Annotated in this window: 23 protein-coding genes; 4 read left to right on the plus strand and 19 right to left on the minus strand. The window is 44.0% G+C overall.

What is annotated here, in order from left to right; genetic code table 11:
* Positions 1–34: 34 nt before the first annotated feature.
* From AB5Z12_RS10355 to AB5Z12_RS10380, 6 genes are all read right to left on the minus strand, one after another.
* Entirely contained in the window at positions 35–577 is a 543-nt protein-coding gene (locus tag AB5Z12_RS10355) for a DUF308 domain-containing protein (RefSeq protein ID WP_173716088.1), read from the minus strand.
* Positions 574–2406 carry an ATP-dependent zinc metalloprotease FtsH gene (gene ftsH / locus AB5Z12_RS10360; protein WP_368357191.1) on the minus strand — a complete coding sequence of 611 codons (1833 nt, stop codon included), beginning with the start codon at positions 2404–2406 and terminating at the stop codon, positions 574–576. The genes AB5Z12_RS10355 and ftsH overlap by 4 nt, the downstream gene beginning before the upstream one ends.
* Positions 2407–2440: 34 nt before the next feature.
* On the minus strand, positions 2441–2881 hold the full coding sequence (locus AB5Z12_RS10365; RefSeq protein ID WP_148463189.1) for a hypothetical protein: 441 nt from the start codon (positions 2879–2881) through the stop codon (positions 2441–2443).
* Between the two features lie 284 nt (positions 2882–3165).
* Positions 3166–3318, minus strand: coding sequence for a nucleotidyltransferase family protein (locus tag AB5Z12_RS10370; protein ID WP_148463190.1), 153 nt, complete (start codon positions 3316–3318; stop codon positions 3166–3168).
* Between the two features lie 43 nt (positions 3319–3361).
* Entirely contained in the window at positions 3362–3895 is a 534-nt protein-coding gene (locus AB5Z12_RS10375; RefSeq protein ID WP_226837778.1) for a TetR family transcriptional regulator, read from the minus strand.
* 222 nt (positions 3896–4117) lie between these two features.
* The gene (locus tag AB5Z12_RS10380; protein WP_226815098.1) at positions 4118–4771 is read right to left on the minus strand and encodes a hypothetical protein; all 654 of its coding nucleotides are present in this window, start codon (positions 4769–4771) and stop codon (positions 4118–4120) included.
* A gap of 246 nt (positions 4772–5017) precedes the next feature.
* Here AB5Z12_RS10380 and thiE point away from each other — a divergent pair, with 246 nt between their 5' ends.
* On the plus strand, positions 5018–5707 hold the full coding sequence (thiE, locus tag AB5Z12_RS10385; RefSeq protein ID WP_368357192.1) for a thiamine phosphate synthase: 690 nt from the start codon (positions 5018–5020) through the stop codon (positions 5705–5707).
* Positions 5701–6360: an HAD family hydrolase gene (locus AB5Z12_RS10390; RefSeq protein WP_368357193.1), complete on the plus strand. Its 660-nt coding sequence runs from the start codon at positions 5701–5703 to the stop codon at positions 6358–6360. Before thiE ends, AB5Z12_RS10390 begins: the two co-directional genes overlap by 7 nt.
* Positions 6361–6414: 54 nt before the next feature.
* Here the strand turns inward: AB5Z12_RS10390 and AB5Z12_RS10395 are convergent, their stop codons facing one another.
* From AB5Z12_RS10395 to AB5Z12_RS10415, 5 genes are all read right to left on the minus strand, one after another.
* Complete coding sequence (locus tag AB5Z12_RS10395) at positions 6415–9726, minus strand: AAA family ATPase (protein ID WP_237963676.1); 3312 nt, start codon at positions 9724–9726, stop codon at positions 6415–6417.
* A complete protein-coding gene (locus AB5Z12_RS10400) occupies positions 9723–10874 on the minus strand; it encodes an exonuclease SbcCD subunit D (RefSeq protein WP_237963677.1) in 1152 nt (383 codons plus the stop codon). Before AB5Z12_RS10400 ends, AB5Z12_RS10395 begins: the two co-directional genes overlap by 4 nt.
* A gap of 100 nt (positions 10875–10974) precedes the next feature.
* Positions 10975–12477, minus strand: coding sequence for a DUF4186 family protein (locus tag AB5Z12_RS10405; RefSeq protein ID WP_330637340.1), 1503 nt, complete (start codon positions 12475–12477; stop codon positions 10975–10977).
* 595 nt (positions 12478–13072) lie between these two features.
* Positions 13073–13282, minus strand: a complete 210-nt coding sequence (locus tag AB5Z12_RS10410; protein WP_118581997.1) for a hypothetical protein — start codon at positions 13280–13282, stop codon at positions 13073–13075.
* 186 nt (positions 13283–13468) lie between these two features.
* Complete coding sequence (locus AB5Z12_RS10415; protein WP_173769777.1) at positions 13469–15151, minus strand: phospho-sugar mutase; 1683 nt, start codon at positions 15149–15151, stop codon at positions 13469–13471.
* A 355-nt stretch (positions 15152–15506) separates the two neighbouring features.
* On the opposite strand from AB5Z12_RS10415, the gene thrH reads away from it, so the two are divergent.
* A complete protein-coding gene (gene thrH / locus AB5Z12_RS10420; protein ID WP_173769776.1) occupies positions 15507–16112 on the plus strand; it encodes a bifunctional phosphoserine phosphatase/homoserine phosphotransferase ThrH in 606 nt (201 codons plus the stop codon).
* Positions 16113–16341: 229 nt separating this feature from the next.
* Here thrH and AB5Z12_RS10425 read toward each other — a convergent pair whose 3' ends face one another.
* From AB5Z12_RS10425 to AB5Z12_RS10460, 8 genes are all read right to left on the minus strand, one after another.
* Positions 16342–17340, minus strand: coding sequence for a LacI family DNA-binding transcriptional regulator (locus AB5Z12_RS10425; RefSeq protein ID WP_173769775.1), 999 nt, complete (start codon positions 17338–17340; stop codon positions 16342–16344).
* A gap of 104 nt (positions 17341–17444) precedes the next feature.
* A complete protein-coding gene (rbsD, locus tag AB5Z12_RS10430; protein ID WP_173716076.1) occupies positions 17445–17846 on the minus strand; it encodes a D-ribose pyranase in 402 nt (133 codons plus the stop codon).
* Between the two features lie 103 nt (positions 17847–17949).
* A complete protein-coding gene (locus tag AB5Z12_RS10435) occupies positions 17950–18996 on the minus strand; it encodes an ABC transporter permease (protein ID WP_118582012.1) in 1047 nt (348 codons plus the stop codon).
* Between the two features lie 19 nt (positions 18997–19015).
* Entirely contained in the window at positions 19016–20554 is a 1539-nt protein-coding gene (locus tag AB5Z12_RS10440; RefSeq protein WP_302672974.1) for a sugar ABC transporter ATP-binding protein, read from the minus strand.
* 14 nt (positions 20555–20568) lie between these two features.
* Positions 20569–21156, minus strand: a complete 588-nt coding sequence (locus AB5Z12_RS10445; RefSeq protein ID WP_173718359.1) for a DUF2291 family protein — start codon at positions 21154–21156, stop codon at positions 20569–20571.
* Positions 21157–21330: 174 nt separating this feature from the next.
* Entirely contained in the window at positions 21331–22314 is a 984-nt protein-coding gene (locus AB5Z12_RS10450) for a D-ribose ABC transporter substrate-binding protein (RefSeq protein ID WP_118582021.1), read from the minus strand.
* 426 nt (positions 22315–22740) lie between these two features.
* Positions 22741–23631, minus strand: coding sequence for a ribokinase (locus AB5Z12_RS10455; RefSeq protein WP_118582024.1), 891 nt, complete (start codon positions 23629–23631; stop codon positions 22741–22743).
* Positions 23632–23800: 169 nt separating this feature from the next.
* A complete protein-coding gene (locus tag AB5Z12_RS10460; protein WP_368368631.1) occupies positions 23801–24370 on the minus strand; it encodes a Crp/Fnr family transcriptional regulator in 570 nt (189 codons plus the stop codon).
* A gap of 291 nt (positions 24371–24661) precedes the next feature.
* On the opposite strand from AB5Z12_RS10460, the gene AB5Z12_RS10465 reads away from it, so the two are divergent.
* Complete coding sequence (locus tag AB5Z12_RS10465; RefSeq protein ID WP_148463208.1) at positions 24662–26452, plus strand: flavin reductase; 1791 nt, start codon at positions 24662–24664, stop codon at positions 26450–26452.
* Positions 26453–26469: the final 17 nt, after the last annotated feature.

Raw genomic sequence — 26469 nt, forward strand, 5'->3', positions numbered from 1 at the left:
GTTTCTTGTGTCAACCGGTAAATACATCCTGTTTCTACATCCACCCGGCATCCATGTCACTGCAGGCCATCACCACGCAGTCGATTCCAAGAAGGATCAGATAACCGCCAATAATAAAGCCCGTTGAAAACAACGCTACCCACGGCCAGATGATCATCAGACAACCAAGGATGATTCCAAGGATATTTACAATCAAGGTAAAGTAATAGTAAAATTTTCCTGCCAGACGGACCAGAGGGATGTGGGTCAATCTGGAAACAGAATGAGCGATGAACCAGATTGGGAGAAGCAGGGTCATAATCAGCTCTCCGGCATTTGGGTACATCAGAAGCATTAGTCCGGCAAGGAGACTTAAAATTCCAGTCACCAGAGCAATGGTAGGTCCGAAGCCGATATAGCGCTCTGTTTTTGCATAAAATACAATATCTGAAATTCCGGTGATGACAGCAAGAAAACCATACGCAAAGGTAATTCCGCGGAGCATGCCGCCCGGATTACACAACGTATAAATCCCAAGAAGGATCAGCAGGATTCCCTCAATGAGTTCCAGCCAGCCATAACGTGAACGTCTTCTCATTTTTCCTCACTCTCCTCTTTGTTATTTAAAATTTTCATAAACTCTTCGCCAGTTATCGTTTCTTTTTCATAAAGGAACATAGCCAGTTCATCCAGTTTTTTACGGTTGTCTGTCAGGATCTTTTTGGCTTTTTCATGTTCTCGCTTTACTAATTCTACGACCTTCTCATCGATTTCCTTCTGGGTATCTGCAGAGCAGGAAAGGGATGCATCGCCGCCAAGGTACTGGTTGGAAACGGTTTCCATAGCCACCATGTCGAACTCGTCGGTCATTCCGTAGCGAGTGATCATAGCTCTGGCAATCTTGGTTGCCTGCTCGATATCGTTGGAAGCGCCTGTGGTAATCTCGCCAAACACGATTTCTTCTGCAGCACGTCCGCCAGTGAAGGTTGCAATCTTATTTTCCAGTTCTTTCTTTGTCATCAGATACTTGTCACCAGTTTCTACCTGCATGGTATAGCCGAGTGCACCAGAAGTACGCGGAATAATAGTAATCTTCTGAACAGGAGCGGAATGGTTCTGAAGGGCTGCCACCAGGGCATGTCCGATTTCGTGATAGGAAACCACTTTTTTCTCCTGGTCAGAGAGAACTGCGTTTTTCTTCTGGTAACCAGCGATTACCACTTCAATGCTCTCTTCCAGGTCTGCTTCTGTAACGATTGTACGTCCGTCACGGACTGCACGAAGTGCTGCTTCGTTTACAATATTTGCCAGCTCGGCTCCGGATGCACCAGATGCCATACGTGCGATGGTGTGAAAATCCACATCATCGGATGCTTTGATTTTTCTTGCATGAACCTTCAGAATTGCTTCACGTCCTGCAAGATCGGGAAGCTCAACTGGTACGCGGCGGTCGAAACGTCCTGGACGGGTAAGTGCCGGGTCAAGGGATTCCGGGCGGTTGGTAGCTGCCAGAATGATAACCCCATTGTTGCCTTCGAAACCATCCATCTCTGTAAGCAGCTGGTTCAGTGTCTGCTCACGCTCATCGTTGCCACCAACCTGGCCGTCACGTTTTTTACCGATGGCGTCGATCTCATCAATGAATACGATACATGGGGCTTTCTCTTTCGCCTGCTTAAAAAGATCACGAACCTTGGAAGCACCCATACCTACAAACATTTCTACGAATTCAGAGCCGGACATGGAAAAGAATGGAACATTCGCTTCTCCGGCAACGGCTTTGGCAAGCATTGTTTTACCAGTACCTGGAGGGCCTACAAGGAGAACGCCTTTCGGCATGGAGGCTCCCACGTCTGTGTATTTCTTCGGGTTGTGAAGGTAATCTACAATCTCTGCAAGATTTTCCTTGGCTTCATCCTCTCCGGCTACATCTGAGAAACGGATTCCTTCACTGGACTGAACGTAAACCTTTGCATTGCTTTTCCCCATGCCAAATGCCATGGAGTTTTTGCCGCCAGCCTGTTCCATCAGCTTCTTCGCCATATAATTTCCAAGAACTATGAAAATGAGCAGAGGCAAAAGTCCGGTTACCAGGAAGCTGAGAATCGGGGAGGTCTGCTGGTCAATGTCTTTGGCAAAGGTTGCGCCGCACTCATACAGACGGTCGGTGAGATCGGGGTCATTCATAAGACCGGTTTTATAAATTTTTTCATTATTCTTGTCGGTAAAGACGATCTGGTTATCTTCTACTTCTACTTTACCGATGTTTTTGTCATTGATCATGCTCATGAAGGTACCGTAATCGGTTTCTTCTACCTGATGCTCCATCAAAATTGGGGAAACCACCAGATTAAAGACGATCAGCACCAGAAGCACAATGCCGTAATAGTAGATCAACGGCTTTTTTGGGGTTTTTACTTCTTTCATGGTTGTAGTCCTTTCTTATGTAAACTAATAGTGCCTACTCTTCTGCCTCTTTCTTCTCTTCCAGGCGCTGGGCTTCAATAGCCTCCAGTGATACCAGAAGTGCCCGGTTTACTGCCTGCATTGCAAAATCAAGGGCGTATTCTGCGGTGAGGATTTTCTCCTCCGTTCCCGGGAGCACATTTCCAAATATTGGCTCCTTATTTTTCAAATTTATGTTTTCTGCCTCCAGCACTTTTCCAACTGCTGCCTCTATCTGGTCGTAGACGCCAGCCAGCTTCATTACACAGTCTGTCTTGGAATGGCGAAGTCTGTTTTCCAAAGTGATACGGCTTTCCTGACATTCCTGTCGAAGATCTTGAATCTGTTGGTGGAGTCTTTCCGCATCTATACTCTCTGCCAGCTGAATCCGACTGTGGGTCTGTTCCAGTTTTTTATCCAGCTCGTACATTTTTACGGATAAAATTTCATGTGCCATATATGGTTCCCTCCTCTCCTTGCGGATTACGTTATCATTTCTGGCCTTCCTCAAACATTCTCTAAAGCGTGTTGGAAAAAGGCTTTCTGCAAAATGTGCGTCACAATCACGCTCCGTAATCCTAATGATTTTATTCTAGTACAAGCAAAAGAAAGTGTCGATAGTCAGAAATTTCACCGTGTATAGACAAAACGGGCAAAGTGTAAAAAATACACCTCGCCCGTTTGATCTCTTATTTAGTTTCCTCCATGTATTTGCATCCGGCCTCCGGATTCTATTCCCAGTCAGTCTCCGCCATATACCGCTATATCTATATCGCTTCTTTCTGTATTGTTTCCCCTTGCACGCGATCTAAACAATATAACTTTCCTGACAGAATACCTCTTAGCAAACGTTACAATATCTTTTACAACCCTTTCCGGAAGATCATAGCCCATACTTTGCCGCCTCCATTTCCTGTAAATACAGTCAAACGATATTTTATAGTTCTTCTGGAGCATTCTTTCCCATCATGATCAAATAGACTTCGTGTACGATCATATCCAGATTCTTCGTATCCTCCGGGGTCCAGTCCTGGAGAATACCAAAGATAGCATGGCTGTGGTAACGGAGGATCAGTTTCAGTTCCTGGCGGCTGTAGTTCTGGTACAGATTTTCTTCTTCCACAATGCTCTCAAACAACTGGTAGGTTCCTTGCATAAGGGTTTGTTCCAGTTCTTTTCCATAATTACTTTCTATTCCTTTTCGCACTTCAGGTATAGCATTGATGGCAAAAACAAACAGATACTTCAGCGCTGCTTCTGCGCCGCCCTGCTCTTTGCACGCCTCCAGCAGCCGCCTGGTTCCCTGCTTTATGCTCCACTGAATCATATCCGGTATTCCTTCGAAATGGTAGTAAAATGCCTGCCTGGTGATCTGGCACTCTTCCACAATATCCTTTACTGTAAGCTTCTTTACTTTTTTCTCCAGAACCAGCTTACGGGCTGCTTCTGTGATGATTTCTTTCATGTCCATATACTGTGGTTCTCTTTCCTTTATCCGGTGTTGAATCATAAACAGTCTCTAATTCTTATACCTTAATAGCTACATGCAAATCATATTATCGGCAACAACGACTAACTACAGCTCATACAATTTCACAGGTTATATATCTTTAACAATTTTCCCACTGCATTTTCCTATGACGCTTATACCCACTACATTTTCCAATAATGCTTATATTCATACTTTGAGTTTCTAATTTGACTCTTCTGAATCTGCAATATTTTCCTCATCTACAGTATCTTGTTTCTCTGGTACCACTGCATCTTCTCGCGCCTGCATAGCGGCTCTCTCACGAATGCTCTTCTTCGGGGCGGCCGGTTGAGATTGCTGGGAGGATTTCTTCCTGGCTGGGTCTACTGCAAATTTGCGTTCCGGATCAGCCTTGGCAACTTTGCCTAAACGGGTGGCACCCCAAAGTAAAAACAGCGGAAGTACAATGGCTGTAAAAAGAAGCCCCAGATTCATCAATCCTGTAAAAAACAGAATTACCTGCATGATAATCTCTGTTATAAGAAGCGATATGGCCAGTTTCACAGAAAATCTGCTCTTATCTACTCTGTTGGAGTTCCTTACAGATAGAAATCCAACTACAGCTTCCCAGATTCCTACTGCAATAAAACAAATACCAATCCCTTTCAGAAGTCCACTTCCCACTCCGGCATTCTCAAGAAGTTCTACATACTCTGCAGTTCCCTTGTCTGCTTCCAGAGCTGTCATAAAGAAATTGATTCCATACATGATCGTGGAGGTAATGGCTGAAAACATCAGGAAAATACCACCAAACATCAGACACATCCTGCCATTCATCGCCTGACGCGTCACCTTCATCCTCTCAAATTGATCCATAATCAAACCTTCCTCTCTTTTTTGCAAACCAACAAAACGCAATTTTAATATTAGTCTAACATATCACTTTTTGTTTTTCAATGTACAGGTTCCTGTTCGTGTGACAAACATTACGGTTCACAATCTTCGCAGAAACACGCTCTAGCTTAATAATTACCTTTACTTTCCAGATTTTGCTTTATATAATGAATTAAGATTTTCTTACTGATTAAAATACATGTTACATATGAAAGGCAGGTTTTACCAATGAACTGTAGTAAAAAAGATCTTTTACTTTATGCCGTTACTGACCGCAGCTGGTTAAATGGCAGAACTTTATATGACCAGGTCGAAGAAGCCTTAAAAGGTGGGGCTACCTTCATTCAGCTACGCGAAAAAAATCTGGATACAGATAGTTTTCTCAAAGAAGCTGCGGAAATCAAAGAGTTATGTGCGCGCTATCATGTACCATTCGTGATCAATGACAATGTAGAAATTGCAAAAGAAATCAATGCCGATGGCGTTCATGTAGGGCAGGAGGATATGGCTGCTGGTAATGCCAGAGCCATCCTCGGTTCTGACAAAATCATCGGCGTTTCTGCGCATACAGTTGAAGAGGCTGTTCTTGCTGAAAAAAATGGCGCAGATTATCTGGGAGTAGGTGCCGCATTCCAAACCGGAACCAAAAAAGATGCCGGCAATATCAGCCATGAAACTATAAAACAAATATGTGAGGCTGTAAATATTCCCGTTATTGCTATCGGTGGAATTACACATGACAATGTAATGGAGCTGGCTGGAAGCGGTATCTGCGGAATTGCAGTTGTAAGTGCCATCTTTGCAGCTGAAGATATTACAAAAGCAACCAGAGAGCTTAAAGAGCTTACTCTCAAAATGAAAGATTCTACTTGTATTTCCAAAGACAATGCATCTTCCAGGAAAGGAATTTCATGTTAAGGGGTGCCATCTGGGATCTGGATGGTACGATTCTGGATTCTATGTCAGCCTGGGATCATGTAGGCGAAAATTACCTGCGAAACCAGGGAATTGAACCTGAACCGGATCTGGATGAAGCAATCGCCACTATGAGTCTCCACCAGGCAGCTGACTATTTTATTGAGCACTATGGTGTAAAACAGACCCAAGATGAATTGATCAAGAGTGCTGTAGCAATTGTAGATGATTTCTACCGCTATGAAGCTCAGCTGAAGCCTCATCTGAAAGAATTTCTGGCTCAGCTTCATGAGACCGGAGTCAAAATGTGTATTGCCACTGCTACAGAGCGCTCCCTCGTGGAAGCTGCCCTGGCACGTTGCGAAGTGCTTGATTATTTCAGTGAAATCTTTACCTGCTCCTCTGTGGGTGCCGGAAAGGACGAACCAACCATTTATCGGGAAGCCTTGAACTTTCTTGGCACTGACCGAACCAATACCATGGTCTTTGAAGATTCTCTTCATGCCCTTACTACAGCTAAGAAAGATGGCTTCTATACCACTGCTGTGTACGACTCTCATGAAGAAAATCAAAAGGAAATACAGCGTCTGGCAAACTGTCAGATTCGTGATTACAGTGAGCTGGAGGAATTTATTAATTTTGTAAAAAATCTATAATTTTTCTCTATCGGGAAGCTATTAAGCTTCCCGATATTATTTACGTGGCAGTCTTTAGCTTATCTGCCACTTCACATGACTTCCTTTCTCGTCTTTGCTGACGATCAGCTGATCTTCGATCTCCTGTTTCAACTCAGTCACATGAGAAATAATTCCAATCAGCTTGCTTCCTCCCGCCAGTTCCTGAAGAACCTTTACCGCCTGTTCTCTGGAATGCTCATCAAGGGAACCGAAGCCTTCATCCACAAACATTACATCAAGATGTATCGCTGCAGAGCTCTCCTGGATCTGATCTGCCATTCCAAGTGCCAATGCCAGGGCTGCCATAAAGGATTCTCCTCCGGAAAGGGTACGGACTTCACGCTCTTTGCCGGTAACATTAGAATATACCATAAGATCCAGACCACGATTCTTGCCTTTCCCCGCATTCTCCTCGTCTACCATACGAAGTTCAAACTGTCCGGCAGACATATTCGCAAAGCGGCGATTGGCCGCATAAAGAATCTTCTCCAGGTAATATCTCTGCACATAAGTTTCAAGATCCATACGGTTTCCGGACATATTTCCAGACAACAGCTTATAAAGAGTTTCCAGCTTGGTATGCTTTTCAATGATTTTACCTCGCTTCTCCATCTGAGGGCTAAGAATATCATATGCCTCTTTATCAGCTTTATACTGTTCTTTATAAAGTTCCAGTTTCGTCTGAGTCTGAAGCCGTACTTTCTCAGCTTCCTCCATCTGGGACTTGGCAGCTTCCATATCCGGCTTGCTCCTACCATCTATGGCTTTTCCAGCTGTCTCTGCAGTGGTCTGTGCGGCTAGTTTTTTTCGCTGCCAGCTATCTGCTTCTTTTTGCAAAATCTCCGCTGTTTCACGGGTATAGTTCTCTGCTATATCCGCCCATTCTGCCTCTGTCATATTCTTCTCATTCATCAAAGTCTGATAAAAGGCCTGCCGCTCCTGGTAAAGCTTCTTGTGATCTGGAAGTTCCCCTTCAAATCGTTTAATCAAGCTGGTACAGTTAACCAGCTCTTCAGAAGACGCTTTTTCTTTCTTTTCAGCTTCCTTGGAAACAGCTTCTGCAGCTTTCCATTTTCCTTTTGCCTGATTAAACTCTGTCATAGCCGCCTCTTCTGATGGATATTCCCGGGAATCATTCAGCTGCTTCAGAAGAGCTTCTGCGCTCTTGGCTGACGCTGCTGCCGCAGTCAGCTTTTGTCCACATTCCTCTACGGCAGTTTTTCCTGATTTCTTCTGCTCTTCTACCTGTCTCAGAGCATCCTGAAGATTACGCAATGTTTTCTGGGCTGTATTAAGTCTTGCACCCTCTTCCTGTAATAAAGTTTTCCAGGTTCCAAGAAGTGTCTGTATCTGCTTCAGCAATACATTCCAATTACACTCGTTATCCGCCATCTGATCCTGGGCTGCACCAGTGACTTCTGAATTTCTGCTCGCCTGGAAATTTTTTATATTGTCTCCTAAAGAATCAAATACTTCCAGCATTCCTGCTTCCGGAAACTGCTCATGATCATTTAAAATACGCGTGTACAGCTTCCTTCCTGTCTCTTCCAAAAGTCGTTCTTTTTCTGCAACTATATCCACGGCTGACCTTGCTTCACCGGCAGACTGTTCCTGCCTGTTTCGAAGCTCAGAAACTTCTTTTTCTGCCACTTCCAATTGCTCACGGGTGAGATCTCTATGAAGGGTAGAAGCTATGCATGGATTCGGATGTTCTATTGCACCGCATACAGGACATGGTTTCCCTGGCTGAAGCTCGCGCGCCAGAAAACCAGCCTGCTCATCCAGAAAAATTCTCCGCATAGACTCATATTCCTGGCTCTTTGCGTCATATCTGGTTCTATTCTTCTGGTATGTCTCTCGTGCTTTCTTCGCCAGTTTTTTCTGTGTTTCTACACCTTTAAGAAGGTCTTCCGTTTCTTGTACTTCAATGCCAAGTACTTCCAGTTCCTGATTTTTCCCTTTCCAGACAGCAATTTTCTCATTAGTGTCGGTCAGCTTCTCTGACTGAGCCCTCCAGTCTGCTTCCCGCTTCTCCATTTTCTCCAGATCTTCTCTGGCTTTGCGGTCTGCGGCCTGCGCTGCGGTCAGATTTTGCTGGCTGGTCTTTACACTTTTTTCTGCTTCCTTGATCTGCTTAAGGAGCTTCACTTCTTTATTCACGCGCTCATAAATAGTGGTGTACGCCTTAAGCTCCTTCTCTGCCATTTCTTTCACCGCCTTCGCTGTCTGAATGGCAGATTGTGACTGTTCTTTTAATAAAGGAGCTCGTTCCTGCTGCTCCTTTAAGGCACTCTCACATGTCTGCATATTACGCAAGGCATCCTGACAGCGTGCGTATTCGCCTTTTATTTCGTATGCTTTCTTAATTTTCTCTGACAGAATGGTCTTTTCCCCTATTTGTGCTTCCACTTTCCCACATTCAGAAAGCTGAACCTCAGCGCTTTCCAGCTGCGCATATAAATTCGTCAGCTGAATGGAACTGTTGTAGATATCCCTTTTTTCATCGCGGAGTTTTGATGCGGATTGTAATTCTTTCGAGGTAAAATTCACACTTTTCTCCAGTGTTCTGCATAACTCGCCCAGATGATCCAGAAAGCAATCCATCACTACAATTTCCCCATTCAAAACTTGCTTTTTTAGCCCTTCTATTTCCTGCCACTGGTCATATTCCTGGGGAATTACCACATGGGCAGCTTCAGTCTGACATGCAGTTTTGATCTGAGCAATCTCTTTTTCCAGGGAACGCTTGCGATTCATCAGCTCGTCCACAATATTCTGGTATAATTCAGTGTTAAACAGCTTCCGGAAGATGACTTTCTTATCATCAGATTTTGCACGAAGAAGCTCCATAAATTCTCCCTGAGCGATCATGGCAACCTGCATAAACTGGCTTTTGGTAAGACCGAGGATCTCCCCCAGCTTGCTGTCAGCTTCCTTCTGTGGATATTCGGTACCATCTGGCATGATCAGGCTGACAGACCCCGGTACTTCACGGCTTCCTGTATTTTTCCCCGCCCCTCTTGTCAGAAGCTTCAGATGTCTGGGAACACGGCGGACAGTATACAGCAGGCTATTTTCTCCTGTCCCTTCGGAAAAAACAAGCTCTACAAATGGTTCAACGTTCAACTCTGCATATTGGCTTTGCAGTACAACACCATCTTTCTTGTTTGTACTGGAGCTGGCTTCACCGTAAAGAGCAAATACAAGGGCATCAAATATAGTTGTTTTTCCTGCTCCGGTGTCTCCGGTCACAAGAAACAGATTCTGATTCGGCTCCTGAAAATCGATCTGTGTCAGTTTTCCGTAGGAACCAAACGCCTGCATGGTAAGTTTCACAGGTCTCATTTCGCCACCTCCTGTACTGTATTGATAACCTCCTGAAGAATTTCCTGCTCTTCCGCATCTGCATTTCCGAGGAACTGGCAGCAAAGTTCAAATGGATTCAATTCACGCTCACTGTCTGCATGTCTGGTATAATCAGCCTGCCGCACAGTCTCACGGCGTATCTCTAAAAGCCCTGGAAAAGCCAAGCGCAGACGATCCTGCATATCAATTACGTCCAGATCCACCTTATCCGTAAGAATTACTGTCACATAATCTTTACAGCGCTGTGCCAGAACACTCTCTAAATCTCCCTTGATCACTTTTATCTGGCGCAGCGGTTCCAGTGGAATTACTTCTGTAGTGATTTCGCCCTTTTGTTTTATGTCAACCATTATAATTCCTTTATTCTGACCTGCTTCACTTACAGAGCATGCCAGCGGCGTTCCACAATAGCGATAAAACTCGCCGCCTGCTTTCATTGGCTTATGAATATGTCCCAGTGCCGCATAGTCAAATTTCTGCAGAATATCGGCTGACACCTGGTCAATATTTCCTACTGTCCGGATCTCAGAGTCCATTCGTTCAATTTCTTCTGCATTCTCCCCCATGGGCAGATAGAATTGATGGCTGACCAGAATGTTTCTCTGGTCTATGTTGACCTGTTCACGTTCTATCAGTCTGTGGATCGTATCATTGTAAGAAAGATTATTTCCATTCTCGTCTGTGCCAGTGATCAGCTTCACCATGGAAGGCTTCACAAAGGGAAGCAAATAAAAATTCACCGGACCATATTCATCCTGGAGTACCACTTTCTCAATATGATCTTCTTCTGTCTGAGGCGGTATTCCGATCATATAAATTTTCTGACGGTCAAGCACACTCCGAAAACAGTTCACACGAGGTGCACTGTCGTGATTTCCACTGATCATCATAATTACAGAATCCGGAACTGCATTTCGCAGCTTTCCGATAAAATGATCAAACACCTCCACTGCTTCTGCAGACGGAACTGCTTTGTCATAGATGTCCCCTGCGATCACGATCGCATCAGGCACTTTCTCTGCGGCCTTCTGAATTATTTGATCCAGTATATATTCCTGATCTTCTCTGAGATCACGATTGATTAATTTCAAGCCTATGTGTAAATCTGATAAGTGAAATATTCTCATAAACCGTTCCCCATTCTTATCTTCTCAAAATTCCAGTTAAACTATATATTTTATATACCTTAATATTACCGATTGTATATATAAAACCAACTTCATAGCCCTATGCATTTCTGTTATATTCTCTCTCAATCCATGCCATCAACACATCTACTATGTATTCCTGCTGCTCTTCTGTGAGCCGCACTCCTGCTGGAATTCTATGCCACTTATACAAGCATCCCCGACAGCAGCAGCCAGTAGCATGCTGAGCCAGGAATACAGGGTGCCCGCGCATTGGAGTCTGTTTGCCATCATTGGGAATCTGAGCCGGAGCCAGACGTATTCGCACAAAATCTGAGGCATGACTGCGGATGGTATCCATTCCTTTCTCCCGGATATACTGTATATCCTTGTCCTTCAGATGAAAACGACTGCGAAAATTCGAGCGGGACAGGCGGGCAAACAGATTACAAAACTGGTCCTGTTCCGGATCATATTTTCGCAAATACTTCTCATATCCATTCAATATTTCTGCAATTTTCAAATTAAGCTCTGAACTATTATACGTATAGTTCTCATCCTCTAAACGAAAATAGAAATCTATATTAACTTTCAGCTTATTGTTTCCACGCTTTATTCCTCTGCCGCTATTTCTGAAGTTACTACTATTCGTCGTATTATTAATTCCTTCATTTTTTTCATTTGTTCCACCGCCTTCTTCCTGCACCAGAAATTTCACCTGCGCTGCATGCCTCTTCAGAAGAGGAATAATGCAAAAATACAGCCGGTCATCTTCCATATGAAGATACCCCAATGCCTGTTTGTCTTTATTCATAAGCTGAATCTGATTCCCATGGAAAGCTCTTGGAAACAGATATTCGCCAGACTGCAAACTTGCTATAAGCCTGCCTTCCGGGGATGCGGCTTCTGCCGCCAGAAATGCTTTAACCCGATAAATTTTCTGACCTTTTCTATCTGTGCTCTCTGGTTTCATCAGGGAATCCAGAACCAGCAATGGGTTCACATATTGCATAGAAAGATATTCAAACAGCTTCGCCTGGATGCGAAAACGGTATTCCTTCAAATCTGGTACAGAAGATAAGTCTTCTGCGTTTACGGCATTCTCCGTTCTCTCAAGGAGGGCTGCGGCTACATGACGAATACTGGTAAGAAAAAGCGCGAAATCCTCTTCCTCTGGATCCCACATATATTTTCCACAGGCAACCTGATAATACAGTTTCCCCTGGGCTTCCTTTCGTTCTTCTTCAGAAAGATTCATACTATAATGCAGATAAATATTCCTTGGTATAAAAGCAGCCTCGTTCCATTCACCAGACCATTCCTGATGCTGTTCCCTCTTCCCAGATTTATGATTGTCTGTGCCATGAGCCTCTGTTCCATAAACTTCCGTTCCATATACGTTCTGCATTTCCCGGCTATCGCTCTGGCTCAGTATCCGGTACGCTTCATTTATCTCCTGTGCGCGCTGAATATGGGCTTCCCCTACTTCATTCAATGAGTCCGGATGAAAACGGCTGATTATTTTATGATATTTTCGCTTAATTTCCCTTTCATCATCTTCCTGGGTAATGCCAAGAAGCTTCATTGCCTGCTGCCTGTTCATTTTATAACTTCCTAATACTTTTATTTTCTCTGTAACTTTTGTTTAAGATGTTCTTTCAGTATACATTATTTTATTACAAAGGGCTATAAATTTCCAATTTAGCCTGAACAGGATAAATTATTCTCGGGTTTTCTGTGAACTTTATTCATAAAAACACCTCGCGGAATATTACCAGTTAACAGTAACATTATTCTTCAAACGGGATTAATTCGACATTGTTATGATTTATGGCTGGGAAACTAGTTCCCAGCCATTTTTTCTGATGTGTCTTGTTATAATTTTATCGGATGTGTTTCGAAAATCTTTCGTTTTCTTATTGATCTTAGGTATTTTGGTTGATCTTTAGCGGCTTATGAATCTTTAGTAATTTACAAATCTTTGGTGAAACACAGAACTTTCGTACTTCTAAGTTCTTTTGTATTTTCAGATTCTTTTGTGCTTTATTGCTTTCTTTCGTATTTCAGATTTCTTAAGTGTTTTTCGTATTTCTCTTTCGTTGATGTATCTATACTACCATATCTGTCGCTTTTTGTCATCTGGCAAAGTGAACATATTTTCGATTGTATTTTCATCTATTTTTTATTCTATCAATATATTACATCAATACCAGCATGATAATCCCAACTATCACAAGAAGGGGAAGTGCTATGTAGATCAGACCTCCCAGAACTAATCCGATCAGGACAAGGGGAAGGAATATCAGACGAAAAAAGATTTTCGTAATTCCCCAGGTTGCGCGGAAGGCAAGTCCGATCATTTTGCCAAATATACCAAACATTAAAATGATAAATAACAGCGTCAGCATAAATTGTCACCTCGTTTTCTTTTCAAGCATTATACAATATGGTCTGCCCTTTACTGTAATCAACGACTTAATGGGGATTTTCACTTCAAATAAAGAAAAAATTTACAAACAGCGCAAAAAGCCCCCTGCAGAATCATTCCGCAAGGGGCGATTATTCACTATACGATTATATACTTCGCTTAAGCCTTAAGCCATCATCGGCTCCAATGCCTTAGCCAGCTTCTCTTCCTCAGCTTCTGCCTCTGCAAGATCTTTACCCAGTGTAGTGTAATAAATCTTAATCTTCGGCTCTGTTCCGGATGGACGAACAACTACTGTCTCGTTATTCTCCAGTTTGTAAATGAGAACATTTGCTGCTGGAAGACCGGTCTCCTCAGGCTTCTTATAATCGGTAACCTTCACTACCTTGTAGCCTGCAATGTCTGCCGGCGGGTTGTCACGGAATTTCTGCATGATTCCTGCCATAGTGTCCATTCCGCTGAGTCCCGGGAATTCAAAGCTGTCAACCTTGTTCAGGTAGCGGCCATACTGTGCGTAAATCTCCTCAAGTCTCTGCTTCAAGGAGCTTCCAATGCTTCTGTAGTATGCAGCCATCTCGCAGATCAGCATGGATCCGATAATGGCATCCTTATCACGTACATACGGTCCTGCAAGGTATCCGTAGCTCTCTTCAAATCCGAAAATGAAACGGTCCACTTCACCAGCAGCCTCAAGCTGTGCGATCTGGTCACCGATCCACTTAAATCCGGTAAGTACGCTTCTAAGCTCTACACCGTAGTGCTCTGCAACTGCGTCTGCAAGAGGTGTGGAAACGATAGATTTCACTGCAACCGGGTTCTTCGGCATTGTGCCTTTCTCGATACGGCCAGCTGCAATATAGTCAAGAAGAAGAACTCCCACTTCATTACCACTTACCAGCTCATAGGAACCGTCCGGGCATTTCATGGCAATACCAACACGGTCTGCATCCGGGTCAGTAGCAAGCATAAGATCTGCTCCTGTCTCCTTGGCAAGCTTCAGTCCTTGCTCCAGAGCTGCGAAAATCTCCGGATTCGGGTAGCTGCATGTGGTAAAATAGCCGTTCGGGTATTCCTGTTCCGGAACAATTGTTACATCTGTGATTCCGATATCTTTCAGGATCTGGGTTACCGGCACAAGTCCGGAACCATTCAGCGGGCTGTAAACCAGCTTCAGTCCTGCTGTCTTGCAAAGACCCGGACGAACCTGGCGTGACTCGATTGCATCGTAAAGAGCACGTTTGCAGTCGTCACCAACAAAGCGGATCAGACCTTCCTCAACGCCCTCTGCAAAGGACATATATTTCGCACCAGTCAGAACGTCTGTCTTCTGGATCTCATCATAAACGATAGCCGCAGCATCATCTGTCATCTGGCAGCCATCCGGGCCGTAAGCCTTGTATCCATTATATTTAGCAGGGTTATGAGATGCGGTAACCATAATACCCGCGTTGCACTCATAGTAGCGTGTCGCAAAGGAAAGGGCCGGTACAGGCATTAATGCATCATAAATTCTGACCTTAATGTCATTGGCAGCCAGAACTCCTGCTGCTGTTTTCGCAAATATATCACTCTTCAGACGGCTGTCGTAGCTGATTGCAACGGTCTGAGTGCCGCCCTGAGTCTTCACCCAGTTAGCAAGACCCTGTGTAGCCTGACGCACTACATAGATATTCATACGGTTGGTACCTGCTCCAAGAACTCCACGAAGTCCTGCTGTACCAAATTTCAGAGCTACTGCAAAACGATCTTTAATTTCTTCGTCGTTTCCTTCAATCTTAGATAATTCTGGTTTCAGATCTGCATCCTCGAGATCCGCTGCCATCCAGCGCTTGTACTCTTCGTTATACATTTTAACCACTCCTGCCATTATTATTCTGTTTATTTTGTCTAATATTACTACAGATATTAATAATATACCACATTTTTCACGAAACGGCAATATAAGCGACAAATTTCTACCAGACATTTTTTCTCTGTTTTCCACTAATTTCCGACAATTATACATTTCAGCCGCTAGTTCACAGGGAACATTCCATTCTCACATTATTAATTTAGGTATAGCGTTCCCGGCTTTTTTACGCTATAATAAGATAATGTGTGAAAGCAACCATCCTAACCGCTTTCCCTTTATCTGACATTGAGATTTGAAAAACACTATAAAATTCAATTGCAGCAATCTTTACAGCTGCAGAACGGAGGAGATTATGGAAATTGTCTGCCTAGACTTAGAAGGTGTGCTTGTCCCGGAGATCTGGATCGCATTTGCCGAAGAGACCGGCATTCCGGAGCTGAAACGAACCACAAGAGACGAGCCTGATTACGATAAATTAATGAAATACCGCCTGAACATTCTGAAAGAGCATGGTCTTGGCCTGAAAGAAATCCAGGAGACCATCGCCAAGATCGACCCGCTTCCAGGCGCCAGGGAATTTCTGGACAAATTAAGAGCACAGACCCAGGTTATCATCCTCAGTGACACTTTTTCCCAGTTCGCAGGTCCTCTTATGAAAAAGCTGGGCTATCCTACCATCTTCTGCAACACACTGGTAGTGGGCGAAAATGGCGAAATTACTGATTTCAAAATGCGCTGCGAAAAGTCCAAATATACCACTGTGAAAGCCCTGCAGTCCATCGGCTACGACACCATTGCCAGCGGTGACAGCCACAACGACCTTGGCATGATCCAGGCAAGTAAAGCAGGATTCCTGTTCAAGAGCACGGATGCTATCAAGGCTGAATATCCGGAGATTCCGGCTTATGAAACATATGACGAGCTGTATGACGCAATTATGAAGGCAATTAAAAATTAATGTAAAGTAAAACTTGGATTCCATCCAGTTTCCGCCAATACATAGCAGTTGGGCAACTGCTATTCCTAAGCATGTCATTTCAGGTGCGCTCTTAGCGAAGGTAAAATCCACAACCTGCATAGACTTAGGCGTGAGGGCTTTCCCGAACGTCTTAGCCAGAGTTGACCGTTAGTTCACCGGAGCGCGGTACCGACCTGCGTGGAATATCAGTTGCCCAACTGTGTACCTCTTATATCTTCTTCACGCTTTCCCTCTCAATAAACTGCGTACACATCTGCATCTTGATCTTAATCCCGTCATTATCTTTCAGAATATCCCGCAATCGCCTTACAACAGCTCTTCCCATCTCCTGCTTCGGCACCCGGAGTGTAGTCAGCGGCGGATACGAAATTGAGGAAAAAGTAAGGTCGTCAAATCCCACAATGGATATGTCCTCCGGGATCCGGATTCCAAACTCTGCCATAGCTTTCATAGCCCCCAGGGCAATCATATCGTTGTCTGCGAAGAAGGCTGTAGGCAGCTTCACCTTCTCAGACAAGTACCGCTTCATATTTTCGTAAGCACCGTCGATGGTAGTTGCCATTGTAAAAATATAGTCCTTATTCAGGGGAAGTCCCGCCTTTTGCAGTGCTGTCTGATATCCTGCAAAACGAGACCGGAAAGGTTTGATCCTGAAATCTCCCCGCAGATAACCAAGCTCTTTATGTCCATTGGCAATGAGATACTCTGTAGCCATACGCGCAGAATCTGCATTATTGATCAGCATGGCATCAAAGCTCATATCCTCTTTCCAGTAATCAATCACAATAAACGGGCAGGTCATCCCGCGGATCAGGTCAATGTCCGCATCCACCATCTCTGTTCCCAGAAGGATCACCGCCGACGCCTTGTCATTCATGATCCACTTCGCCTGCTCCTGGTATCCAGGATCTCTTTTGTCCAGATTACACATCTGCATTTCCATTCCACAGGCGCGGCATTCCTGTTCCACTCCGGAAATCAGCTGGATAAAAAAGGGGGAATCCTCAACCACAGCACCATCCCGCTTAAACATGACAAATTTTATTTTGCGGATATGATTTTCCTCAAAATACCCAAGATCCTGCGCCACTTTAAAAATCTTCGCAGATGTCTCAGCATTCACGCCTTTTTTGTAGTTTAGTGCATTTGAAACAGTTGCCGGAGAAAATCCTGTGATCTCACTGATTTTTCTCACACTCACTTTCATTTTAGTTCCTCCTCTGTCGGTAAAATAATGCCATACATCTGCGAAAAAAAGACACTGCAAAAACAAGCTATCACCTGTTATTCGCAGCGTCTTCTCTGATCATTTTATGCCGGGAATGCAACTCCCGCTCTTAAAATTATGTTCGGATAAGGTGTAAACTCACCTGTACGGATTGCAAATTTGCACTGTGCAGACATCTTTTTCAGATCTACGTGGTCAATTCTGCTCTCCTCTGCCTCAGGAAGGCTCTGCTGAATATATGCAAGAAGCTCCGGATTTTTTTCCTCAATCTCATTTGCAATGGTGTAGGCTTCCACTTCTGTCTCCGCCAGCACTGCATCCATCACCTGTTTAAAGGTGGGAACCCCTCCGCATACAACCAGGTCTACAATCTCCACGCCCTTTGGAATGGGCATTCCTGCATCACCGATCATAAACAGATCTTTATGTCCCAGCTCTGCGATACAACGGATCAGCTGGGCATTTAAAATCCCTGATTTTTTCATGCTATTCCTCCTGCATCTCTGATTCTTACTATAAATCTTTTTCGGATTTTTTTCAACTTTTCAAATTATTTTAACATTAAGAAAGATTTTGTTGGTTACCTAATTATTTGTTCTCGTTTCTTGCCTGAAGTGCCATCTTCGCCTGAAGATTTCTCTGTGTCTGGTCGATTACGACTGCAAGGATGATAACCAGACCACGGATAACCTTCTGCCAGAACTCGGATACACCACACATTGTCATACCATCATTGATAACACCGATAACAAATGCACCGACTACAGTTCCGATAATGGTTCCGGAACCACCGCTCATGGAAGTACCACCAAGTACGGTAGCTGCGATGGCGTTCATTTCCCAGCCATCACCAGATGCAGGATGTGCTGCGGAAAGCTGTGCGGTGTTGATCATACCAACCCAAGCTGCACAGAAGCCGGAGATCATGTAAACGATAATTTTGATCTTGTCTGCTTTGATACCGGAAAGACGGGCAGATTTCTCGTTACCGCCGACTGCAAGTACATACCATCCAAATGGAAGCTTCTTCAGGATGATAACGGAAATAATTGCAAGCACTGCGAAAATGTAAACACCGGTAGGAATGCCGGCAATATTGCTTCCAAGGATTTTGAAGCCTGTGTTGCCAAGTCCGTCATAGCCCTTGATATCAGAGAATGTTGCACCGTTGGAACGAAGGTTTGCAAAACCACGGCAGATATACATGGTACCAAGGGTAGCGATAAATGGTGCTACACCTAATTTTGTTACAATAAGGCCGTTGACTGCACCGATGATGCATCCAACAACCAGCATGGTAATAATGATTACCGGAACGCTGAAGTAAAGGGTTACACCTGCAAATTTCAGTGTAATACCTTCCTGGATCATGCCACCGGCAAGCATACCAACAAGTCCGACTACAGAACCAACGGAAAGGTCAATACCGCCGGTAATGATTACGAAGGTCATACCAAGTGCAAGGATTCCATACAGGGCTACGTGCTTGGCAACCATGGTCAGTGTAGATGCTGACAGGAATGTGGTTCCTTTTACAATGGTAAAAAAGATGACCAGGAGTACCAGTACAATAAAGGTACGTCCTTTTAACAGTGTCATTAACAACTGATTATTATTTGATTTTTTGTTATTCATTGTTCTGCTCCTCCCCGGCTTACGCATTTCTTCCGGTTCCAAGTCCGGCATAAGATGTACGTACAAGTGTGTCTTCTGTGATCTCATCTCCGGTCAACTCGCCGGTCTTTTTGCCATTTGACAATACAACGATCCTGTCTGCGATTGCCATGATCTCTTTCAGCTCAGATGAGATAACGATAATGGAAAGTCCTTTTTCCGCAAGGTCGTGAATGATCTCAAAGACCTCAGTCTTCGCACCGATATCAATACCACGGGAAGGCTCATCCAGAAGTAAGATCTTCGGCTTGGTCAAAAGTCCTTTGCCGATTACAACCTTCTGCTGGTTTCCACCGGACAGTGACAGGATTGGAAGTCTCTTGTCCGCCACTTTAATATGGATATCCTTGATCTGCTCGTCAACTGCCGCATTCTCTGCTTTCTCGTCAAGGAACAGACCTTTTACATAATCTTTCATAGAAGAAATAGCGGTATTCTTGCCGATATCAAGAGTCTGGATCAGACCCTGGCTCTGACGATCCTCAGGTACAAGAGCAAAACCGTTTTTGATCTGGGCGGCAACATCTTTGATATTTAACTTTTTGCCCTCATAGAGTACATCACCGGTGTGTTCCGGATGAAGTCCCATCAGGCACTCAAACAGCTCGCTTCGTCCAGCTCCCAGAAGTCCGTAAACACCAAGGACCTCGCCCTTTTTCAGATCCAGGCTTACGTGGTCAAGAGTCCAGCCGCCGCCTTTTTTCGGAAGGCACATATTCTTAATTTCCAGCACCTTCGGCTGTTTGGAAAGGTCAATGCTTCTCTCAAAACGGTGATACTGGGTGTTCTTTCCAACCATATTCTCTACGATCCAGCTGAGCTCAATGTCCTTTACATCAGCATCTGCAACGTATTTTCCATCACGAAGAATAGTAACGTGATCGCCAATCTCCATGATTTCTTCCAGACGATGGGAAATATATACGATGGAAATTCCGGCTTCCAGAAGCTCTCTCATAATCTTAAAAAGTACCTTAACCTCTGCTGCAGAAAGAGAGGACGTAGGCTCATCCATGATCAGAACACGTAAGTCATCCTGGTTCAGGTTTCGTGCAATTTCCACCATCTGCTGCTGTCCTACACGAAGGTCTCCGACCATGGTTTCCGGTGGAATTTCATGTTCCAGACGCTGCAGGATTTTTTTCGCACCCTCTGAATGGGCCTTGTCATCCAGGAAAAAGCCTTTCTTTTTCTCATGTCCCATAAAAATATTCTGGTAAACTGTCATATTCGGGAAAAGAGAAAGTTCCTGGTGGATGATTCCGATACCTTTTGCACGGGCTGCATTGGTATCCTTGAAGTAAACCTCCTGGCCGTCCATGTACATCTTACCTGCTGAAGGCTGCTCGATTCCGGCAATCATCTTCATCAGGGTGGATTTTCCGGCACCGTTCTCACCGATCAGAACGTTTACCTTTCCTTTCAGAAGATCGAAGGAAACCTGATCCAGAGCTTTGGTTCCGGGATAAATTTTATCAATTTTTTCACAATGGAGAACAACATTCGGATCATCAAACATAATGCTTCCTCCTTTTATTCAATCGTCAGCTCAACTGCTGTAACAGATACTGCATCTGTACCGGCTTCTGCGCCGCCTGTAAATGTAACAGTCTTGCCAACTACATTTTCGTCGATTCCAAGTGGGTCAATTACCTGTGCAAGCGCCTGCTTGTTCAGTTCTTTTCCATAGCTTGACCATTCCGTCTGGTTGGTAAAGCTTTCAAAATTCTTCAGAGACTGAAGATCACGGATGGCGGTACTGGAGTTCGGTCCATCTGTCCGGACCTGAACCTCTGTAGTTCCGGTATATCCATCCAGTTCTACTATCAGATAATGTTTCGGGGTGTCTGTATTGTATTCTTTGATTTTTCCTGTGCCTTTTACTGCAATTGTTTCTGTAATGCCATCACCATTTAATAATTCAGAAAGATCCTGTGCCTTGTCGGAAATGTCCGCTACAACGGCTCCCCAGTCACCCTGGGACTCTGCTGCGGAATCAAATTCCTGTTTTCCTGTATAAGAAGCTTCTTCGCCAATGGGTACTACAGTTACAACACCACAGCCGGTAAAGGTTACTGCTGTACATGCGGCCAGAACTGCCAAAATTCTTCTGCTTTTCATAATCATCTCTCCCTGCTTTCTATTATAAAAGGCGGCGCTGGCGCACCGCCTTCCAAAGCGTGTTTAAAAAGACTTTCTGCAAAATATACCACAAAGCGGGGCATGCAGATTGTGCGAATAATTTTTCAAACACTCGTTCATTTTTTTATAAAAATCTGTTTCCTGGCAGCCAGATTATTTAGCTTCTGGTTCTGTGTAAACAAATGCGTTCAGGCAATCTGTGTTGTCAGCTGTGATTGCTACACAAGGAACAAGCTGTTTCTCTTCTTCCGGAGCTGTACCGTTAAGGTAAGCGTCTGCCTGCTCAACTGCCATCTCAGTGATCAGAGCGATCTGCTGAAGAGCGGTACCAACCATGTCACCAGATTTGATGTAAGCGTTTGCTTCGTCAGATCCGTCAAGACCGATGATCTTAATGTCGTTACGTCCTGCATCCAGGCAAGCCTGAACAGCACCACATGCCATTGTGTCATTACCGCAGATAATACCGGTGATCTCTGGATTGGACTGAAGGATTGCTTCTGTCTTCTCATAAGCTTCTGTCTGATCCCAGTTAGCGGACTGCTGAGCTACCATCTCAAGATCCTCATACTCATCAATTACAGAATGGTAGTTATCAGAACGAACCTGGCAGTTTGTATCGGATTCAAGTCCAAGGAGCTCTGCGTATTTGCCTTCGTAGTTCATAGCCTCAACCCATACTTCTGCGATTGCTGCTGCACCCTGTGCGTTATCTGCAACGATCTGTGCTACTGCAAGTCCGGACTGGTTGATCTCACGGTCGATAAGGAAAGTCGGGATTCCAGCGTCATATGCTTTCTGAACTGCTTCGATGGAAGCATCTGCACCAGCGTTATCGCAAATGATTGCTGCTGCGCCATCGTTGATAGCTGCTTCGAAAAGCTCAAGCTGTGTAGCAGCGTCGTCATCGTGGGAAGCACATTTTACTTCGTATCCAAGTTCTTCAGCTTTTTCTTTCGCAATTACCTGCTCTGTGTTGAAGAATGGGTTAGATGTGGAAGGTGTGATACAGTAAATGATCTTGCTTCCGCCGCCTGGAAGTAATTCTGCATTCTCTTCAGCCATTACCGGAACTGTCATTAAACCTCCAACCATCGCTGCTGTCATAGCCAATGCCATTGCTTTTCTTGCTTTCATAAATACGTCCTCCTTGAAATATAATTAAGATCTGTTTTTGTTCGGTTTTCTCTCCGAACTGTTGATAATTTGATTATAAACGTTTGCATAAATATTTCAATAATCTTTTTAGTTTTATGTGTTATTTTGTATGAATGCACAAGGTTTTTGTTGTGATTTTAGTAAGTTTTTACTATAAAATCTATGTATTCCCAACCATCCATTAGTGCATTTATGTAAACGTTTATATAAACATTTATAAGCAGTATGTAAAACATAATATAAATTTTGCGCGTTATGGAGACGGTTGCCAAGACTATCCAGAGCCAGGCAACAGCTCTGGTGAATAAGACCTGTTCTCTGCAAAAATAAGGCAGTCACCAAGGTCTCATGCAAACATGGACTTTGGTGACTGCCACACAGATACACGCTTATGTAATTTGAAATCTACAACATTCCCAGCTCTTTCTTCACTTCATCCGCTCTCGGAATGGACGGTGTAGCGCCTGGTCTTGAAACAGCAATGGAGGAGGCCTTTGCAGCCATTCTCAGCGCCTCCTGGATGGATCTGCCCTCGATAACTGCTGCAATGAAATATCCTGTAAATGTATCACCAGCTGCTGTGGTATCCACAGCTTTTACCTTGAAAATATCCTGGAAAACTTTTTCTTTTCCATCGTAATAAACAGCGCCGTCACTTCCAAGTGTAAGCACGAAACGTGCATTAGGAAATTTCGCAGCCATGGCATCCAGGATCTGATCTTTATCCTTGCAGCCAGTGATCTGTTCACCTTCAATTTCGTTTACGAGAAACAGATAAACCTTACTGAGATCACAGGTGCTCAGCTTGTCATCAAAAGGTGACGGATTCATAACAATCTTCATCTTTTTCTCATAAGCCTGGTCAATAATGTAGTCCAGCATATTAATCTCATTCTGCAGGATCAGATAGTCTCCCTCTCCAAAATCAGCAAGAACCTCATCTACAAATTCCTTTGTCTGCATCTGGTTGGTTCCACCGTATAAAATGATGCAGTTCTGGGCATTTTTGTCCACCTGGATCATGGTATGACCACCCTTTACCGGAAGTCTGCGGATATATTTGGTGTTTACACCAGCTTCCTTACAAGCATCCAACAGAATATCTCCATCTGTTCCCACGATTCCCGCATGATAAACCGGCACCCCAGCCTTCGCCAGTGCAATAGACTGGTTCAAGCCTTTTCCCCCGCTGAAAACTTCCAGCTTGGAAGAATGCTGGGTTTCACCGCCTACAATGATGTGATCTACGGAATACACGTAGTCTACGTTTAATGAACCGTAATTTAGTACTTTCATGTAAAAACCTCCAATTTGTTTGTTCTCCCTCATGCCGCCACCCACAAACCTTTTCAGATGACAGCATCTATACTTCTATTATTATGTTGTACAAGCTTCTTCTCGTCAACTATATTTTCCATCAGAATGTTACCGTTTACTGATAAAAAAATATATATCCACTCTATTTTCAATCCAAAATCCGCAATTTCTTCCCATCCCGTTCTATAATCCCCTCGTCTGCCAAGTTCTTCAGCTCCCGCATCATGGCACTGCGGTCTACACTAAGGTATTCGGCAAAAGTGGTGTAGGACATGGGCAAAATAACAGTTTTCGTCTGTTTTTCTGCGGCAATGGAATTTAAATAGGTCATGATCTTCTTTCGGATGCTGTTTCTTGACAGCACATAAATCCGGTTGGCCTGCTGGCTGGCACGCAGGGCAATCATCTGAAGCAGGTTGCTTACCAGCTGGCTATGGAATTTACAGGCATTTTCGCAGCGTTTAATCACATGCTCATAGGCGATAAACAGCACTCTTGTTTCGGATTTTGCACAGACATAATAGTGCTGGGATTCTTCAGGTAAAAGGAATGGTTCGCCGAAAACACTATCCTTTTTCAGGTTATCTATCATATATTGATTTCCATCTTCATCAATGCAATAAAGAACTGCCTGACCTTCCAGGATCAAACCTATTTTTTTCATGGAACTGGAATATTCCATCACAGTCTCATTATTCCGATAGACTGCTTCATGCATATCGAAACAGATGCGCATACGTTCCTGTTCTTCAGGAGTTATGTATGAAAAAAGTGTCACTGGTGTCATTTCTACAATCCCTTTCTATCAATTTATCCAGAACATGTTCAAAAAAATAATTTCTTATATCTTACACCATTTTGTTGTATTTGCAACAGACTTTATTTCAAAATTTGGTTATACTAAAGCCATGTTAAAGAAATAACAAAGCAGTAAAAAATACATAGTTCCCTCAAAAATCACAAACAATTACATCAATAACAATATCTCATAAAAAGGAGACGAACCTCTATGAAAATTACAGACACCATCCGCTACGCAGGCGTAAACGACCATCAGATAGACCTTTTCGAAGGTCAGTACAAAGTACCGAACGGTATGGCATATAATTCCTATGTGATCCTGGATGAAAAAATCGCAGTCATGGATACTGTAGATGCAAATTTCACTCACGAATGGCTGGATAATCTGGACCGCATCCTGGAAGGCCGCAAGCCAGACTACCTGATCGTACAGCACATGGAGCCGGACCACGCAGCAAATGTGGCAAACTTCCTGAAAGTTTATCCGGAAACCACCATCGTAGCCAACGCGAAAACCTTCACTATGATCCAGAACTTCTTCGGTCTCGACCTGGAAGGACAGAAGCTGGAGGTTACAAATGGCGGCACCCTCAACCTTGGAAACCACAACCTGACCTTTGTTTTCGCTCCCATGGTGCACTGGCCGGAAGTTATGGTAACCTATGACAGCACCGATAAAGTACTTTTCTCTGCAGATGGCTTCGGAAAATTCGGCGCACTGGATGTAGAAGAAGATTGGGACGATGAAGCTCGCAGATACTTTATTGGCATCGTTGGAAAATACGGACCACAGGTTCAGAAATTACTGAAAGTTGCCGCAGGCCTGGATATCCAGATCATTTGCCCTCTTCACGGACCTGTTCTTACAGAAAACCTTGGACATTACATTGGTCTTTACGATACATGGTCCTCTTACACACCAGAGACAGAAGGAATTGTCATCGCCTACACATCTGTATACGGTCATACAAAAGCGGCTGTAGAGCTGCTGGCTGACAAACTTCGCAGCAAGGGATGTCCCAAAGTTGTTGTATATGATCTTGCAAGAGATGACATGTCACAGGCTCTGTCCGACGCATTCCGCTACAGTAAGCTGGTTCTTGCTACCACAACCTATAATGCAAGCATTTATCCGTTCATGCACGACTATATCACCCGTCTGACCGAGCACAACTTCCAGAACCGCACCGTGGGCATCATCGAAAATGGTTCCTGGGCACCTCTGGCAGCAAAAATTATGAAAGAAATGCTTTCTGGCTGCAAGAAGATCAACTGGCTGGACACTACTGTAAAAGTGCTTTCCGCAGTAAACCAGGAAAACAAGGATCAGCTGGAAGCTATGGCAAGCGAACTTTGCAAAGAATACATTGCCCAGAATGATGAGCTGGCAAACAAAAATGACATGACAGCCCTTTTCAGAATCGGATACGGTCTTTATGTAGTTACCTCCAATGACGGCAAAAAAGACAACGGACTGATCGTCAACACTGTGACCCAGCTCACTGATACTCCAAACCGTATTGCGGTAAATATCAATAAGGCAAATTACTCCCACCATGTGATCAAACAGACTGGAGTTCTCAACGTAAACTGCCTGTCTGTAGATGCACCGTTCTCTGTATTCCAGCAGTTTGGTTTCCAGACCGGACGCAGCGTAGATAAATTTGCAGGTCAGAAGGTCTACCGTTCCGATAATGGACTGGTATTCCTGGACAAATATATTAATGCATTTATGTCTCTGAAGGTTGAACAATATGTAGACCTTGGTACCCATGGAATGTTCATCTGCAGCGTCACCGAAGCCCGCGTCATGAACGATCTTGACACCATGACTTACACCTACTATCAGAAAAATGTAAAACCGAAGCCAGAAACCGATGGCAAAAAAGGCTTCGTCTGCAAAGTATGCGGCTACATCTACGAAGGTGACGAGCTCCCGGATGACTTCATCTGCCCGCTGTGCAAACATGGAGCTGCAGATTTCGAGCCCATCGGATAAAAAACAACCAGATAAAT

The sequence above is a fragment of the Ruminococcus sp. RTP21358st1_G6_RTP21358_211008 genome, from assembly GCF_040908885.1.
Taxonomy (GTDB): domain Bacteria; phylum Bacillota; class Clostridia; order Lachnospirales; family Lachnospiraceae; genus Blautia_A; species Blautia_A faecis.

Excerpts from the sequence above, each read along its gene's own strand:
- AB5Z12_RS10355 (WP_173716088.1), bottom strand. The coding sequence starts at position 577 with ATGAGAAGACGTTCACGTTATGGCTGGCTGGAACTCATTGAGGGAATC.
- ftsH (WP_368357191.1), bottom strand. The coding sequence starts at position 2,406 with ATGAAAGAAGTAAAAACCCCAAAAAAGCCGTTGATCTACTATTACGGC.
- AB5Z12_RS10365 (WP_148463189.1), bottom strand. The coding sequence starts at position 2,881 with ATGGCACATGAAATTTTATCCGTAAAAATGTACGAGCTGGATAAAAAA.
- AB5Z12_RS10370 (WP_148463190.1), bottom strand. The coding sequence starts at position 3,318 with ATGGGCTATGATCTTCCGGAAAGGGTTGTAAAAGATATTGTAACGTTT.
- AB5Z12_RS10375 (WP_226837778.1), bottom strand. The coding sequence starts at position 3,895 with ATGGACATGAAAGAAATCATCACAGAAGCAGCCCGTAAGCTGGTTCTG.
- AB5Z12_RS10380 (WP_226815098.1), bottom strand. The coding sequence starts at position 4,771 with ATGGATCAATTTGAGAGGATGAAGGTGACGCGTCAGGCGATGAATGGC.
- thiE (WP_368357192.1), top strand. The coding sequence starts at position 5,018 with ATGAACTGTAGTAAAAAAGATCTTTTACTTTATGCCGTTACTGACCGC.
- AB5Z12_RS10390 (WP_368357193.1), top strand. The coding sequence starts at position 5,701 with ATGTTAAGGGGTGCCATCTGGGATCTGGATGGTACGATTCTGGATTCT.
- AB5Z12_RS10395 (WP_237963676.1), bottom strand. The coding sequence starts at position 9,726 with ATGAGACCTGTGAAACTTACCATGCAGGCGTTTGGTTCCTACGGAAAA.
- AB5Z12_RS10400 (WP_237963677.1), bottom strand. The coding sequence starts at position 10,874 with ATGAGAATATTTCACTTATCAGATTTACACATAGGCTTGAAATTAATC.
- AB5Z12_RS10405 (WP_330637340.1), bottom strand. The coding sequence starts at position 12,477 with ATGAACAGGCAGCAGGCAATGAAGCTTCTTGGCATTACCCAGGAAGAT.
- AB5Z12_RS10410 (WP_118581997.1), bottom strand. The coding sequence starts at position 13,282 with ATGCTGACGCTGTTATTTATCATTTTAATGTTTGGTATATTTGGCAAA.
- AB5Z12_RS10415 (WP_173769777.1), bottom strand. The coding sequence starts at position 15,151 with ATGTATAACGAAGAGTACAAGCGCTGGATGGCAGCGGATCTCGAGGAT.
- thrH (WP_173769776.1), top strand. The coding sequence starts at position 15,507 with ATGGAAATTGTCTGCCTAGACTTAGAAGGTGTGCTTGTCCCGGAGATC.
- AB5Z12_RS10425 (WP_173769775.1), bottom strand. The coding sequence starts at position 17,340 with ATGAAAGTGAGTGTGAGAAAAATCAGTGAGATCACAGGATTTTCTCCG.
- rbsD (WP_173716076.1), bottom strand. The coding sequence starts at position 17,846 with ATGAAAAAATCAGGGATTTTAAATGCCCAGCTGATCCGTTGTATCGCA.
- AB5Z12_RS10435 (WP_118582012.1), bottom strand. The coding sequence starts at position 18,996 with ATGAATAACAAAAAATCAAATAATAATCAGTTGTTAATGACACTGTTA.
- AB5Z12_RS10440 (WP_302672974.1), bottom strand. The coding sequence starts at position 20,554 with ATGTTTGATGATCCGAATGTTGTTCTCCATTGTGAAAAAATTGATAAA.
- AB5Z12_RS10445 (WP_173718359.1), bottom strand. The coding sequence starts at position 21,156 with ATGAAAAGCAGAAGAATTTTGGCAGTTCTGGCCGCATGTACAGCAGTA.
- AB5Z12_RS10450 (WP_118582021.1), bottom strand. The coding sequence starts at position 22,314 with ATGAAAGCAAGAAAAGCAATGGCATTGGCTATGACAGCAGCGATGGTT.
- AB5Z12_RS10455 (WP_118582024.1), bottom strand. The coding sequence starts at position 23,631 with ATGAAAGTACTAAATTACGGTTCATTAAACGTAGACTACGTGTATTCC.
- AB5Z12_RS10460 (WP_368368631.1), bottom strand. The coding sequence starts at position 24,370 with ATGCATGAAGCAGTCTATCGGAATAATGAGACTGTGATGGAATATTCC.
- AB5Z12_RS10465 (WP_148463208.1), top strand. The coding sequence starts at position 24,662 with ATGAAAATTACAGACACCATCCGCTACGCAGGCGTAAACGACCATCAG.